Annotated in this window: 1 protein-coding gene; it reads right to left on the reverse strand. The window is 70.0% G+C overall.

Annotated elements, in window-relative coordinates; all coding sequences use genetic code 11:
- Window positions 1-297, reverse strand: a 297-nt coding sequence (locus HKX41_11030; GenBank protein ID NNC24664.1) for a hypothetical protein, incomplete at both ends; no start/stop codon positions are given.

Genomic DNA, 297 nt, shown 5'->3' on the forward strand with positions numbered 1-297 from the left:
GTCGACGGTGGTGGAACCGGCGACGTAGGCGTTCGGCGCGAAGCCGCCCTGCACGCGCACGCCGGTGGCCTTGGCCGGATCCTGCCAGCCGTCGCCGTCGCGGTCGTCGAACACGCTGCCGACCAGCAGGCTGTCTTCCAGCAGCGGGTCGCCGGCCATGGTCACTTCGGCGGTGGCGTCGTTGGAGATCTTGGTGCCCTTGTCGTCGTAACCGGTGACCTGGTTCTTGTGCGTGCCCTTGCCCACGCCGGCGCCGACGCGCAGGAAGTAGCTCACGGTGGCCTTGCCGCCGATCGC

Origin of the sequence: Salifodinibacter halophilus (genome assembly GCA_012999515.1) — a bacterium.
Taxonomy (GTDB): Bacteria; Pseudomonadota; Gammaproteobacteria; order Nevskiales; family Salinisphaeraceae; genus Salifodinibacter; species Salifodinibacter halophilus.